The organism is Mediterraneibacter sp. ICN-202921 (assembly GCF_037890075.1).
GTDB classification, from domain to species: domain Bacteria; phylum Bacillota; class Clostridia; order Lachnospirales; family Lachnospiraceae; genus Mediterraneibacter; species Mediterraneibacter massiliensis.
On the sequence record NZ_JBBKBE010000033.1, the window covers coordinates 1 to 2,002 of the forward strand.

General features: G+C 34.6%; 1 protein-coding gene. It reads left to right on the forward strand.

From position 1 onward, the window contains the following. Window positions 1–153 precede the first annotated feature (153 nt). The gene (locus WKT01_RS13655; protein WP_340312753.1) at window positions 154–1,890 is read left to right on the forward strand and encodes an IS1634 family transposase; all 1,737 of its coding nucleotides are present in this window, start codon (window positions 154–156) and stop codon (window positions 1,888–1,890) included. Window positions 1,891–2,002 lie beyond the last annotated feature (112 nt).

The window sequence follows — 2,002 nt, forward strand, 5'->3', positions numbered from 1 at the left end:
CGGGAGTTTGACACATCATTTTTATAACTTTCCTTAGAAACCCTTTATTTAAGCCATTTAAGGCTTATTTTTTTGTCAAATTTTATGATTTTGTACGTGCTATTTTGTACTATTTGTGGTATAATAAAGAAAAAGGGTTGGAGGAATTATCAGATGTACGTTTCTATTACCGGAAATAAAGGAAATCAAGATGTTTATATCAAACAATCTTATCGAAAAGATAACGGAAAAACATCTTCTCGTATTTATAAAAAACTGGGAAAATATAATACTCTTTTAGAACACTTTTCAGGCAATGAACAAGATTTAATGGACTGGGCAAAAAAGGAAGCCGAAAAAGAAACTCTTGCTTATAATCAACAAAAAGAAAAAGTCTCTCTATCCTTATCGCCACTTGCTCGCATTCCTCTCGATGAAGAACGCGTATTTAATATCGGATATTTATTTTTACAGAAGATATGCAGCGAACTAAGAATGCATAACATTTGCAGAAACATACGTAATCACCATAAGTTTGCCTATGATTTCCACGCAATCCTCACAGATTTGATTTATGCAAGAATACTGGCTCCTTCCAGCAAACTCAGCAGTTATAAGTACTGTCATTCTTTATTAGAACCTCCAAAGTATTCCCTCCAGGATCTTTATCGTGCTTTATCCGTTCTTGCTGAGGAGTCTGACTTTATTCAGGAGGAATTGTACAAGAATTCTAACTTTGTCCATCCACGTAATTCTAAGATTTTATATTATGATTGCACGAACTATTATTTCGAAATTGAAGCGGAAGATGGCATGAAAAAATACGGGAAAAGTAAAGAGCATCGTCCAAATCCAATCGTAACCATGGGGCTTTTTATGGATGCAGATGGTATTCCTTTGGCATTTGATATATTTCCTGGAAATCAAAACGAGCAGCTTACACTAAAACCAATCGAACAGAAAGTAATCAAAGATTTTAATTGCAGTGAATTTATCTTTTGTTCAGATGCTGGTTTAGCCGGAAAAAAGAATCGTTTTCTGAACAGTTTTGGTAACCGTTCTTATGTAATCACTTATTCTTTGAAAAAAATGAAAAAAGAAGAACGTGATTTCGCACTCCTGCCAACTCAATTTAAGGTTCCGGGTTCCAACAAACTAATCGACCTGCGGACGCTTGATGAATCAGATCCAGAGGTATACAACACTATTTATTATAAAGAGTATCCCCTTGTAACAGGCGATATGGATGAAACAGTCATTATTATCTATTCTCCTAAATATAAAGCTTATCAAAGTAAGATTCGTAATGCTCAGATCGATCGAGCAAAAAAAAGGATACAGTCTTCTGATAAAAACAGAAAAGGAAAGGGGCCAAATGATCCGGCTCGTTTCATCCAAAAAACAGCGATTACAGACGATGGCGAAATAGCTCAAAAAAATATTTATCAATTAGATGAATCTAAAATCCTAGAAGAATCTATGTATGATGGATTTTATGCAGTTATTACAAATCTCGAGGGAGATGTCAGGGAAATCATTCATATCAACAAACAACGTTGGGAAATAGAAGAAAACTTCAGAATCATGAAGTCAGAGTTCGAGGCAAGGCCTGTGTTTGTCAGACGTGAGGATCGTATCAAAGCACATTTCCTGACTTGTTTCATCAGCTTATTGGTTTATCGATTATTAGAAAAGAAACTTGGCGAACAGTTTACCTGTAATCAGATTTTAGAGACTTTAAGAAATATGAATGTTACACTTTTATCCAAAGACAGTGGTTACATTCCATCTTATAAACGGACAAAGTTAACAGACAATCTACATAACTCTTTTGGATTCCGTACGGATTACGAATTCATGCGTAAATCTACAATGAGGACAATTATAAAAGAAACAAAAGCGAAAAAATAGTATAAACAGAAAAATAGCACATATCGATGCAAACAAGGAAACGGCTACACCCACATGTTTACTGGGTTTGTAGCCGCTTTTTCATTTTTTAACTGTCAAAGATGGGATTATA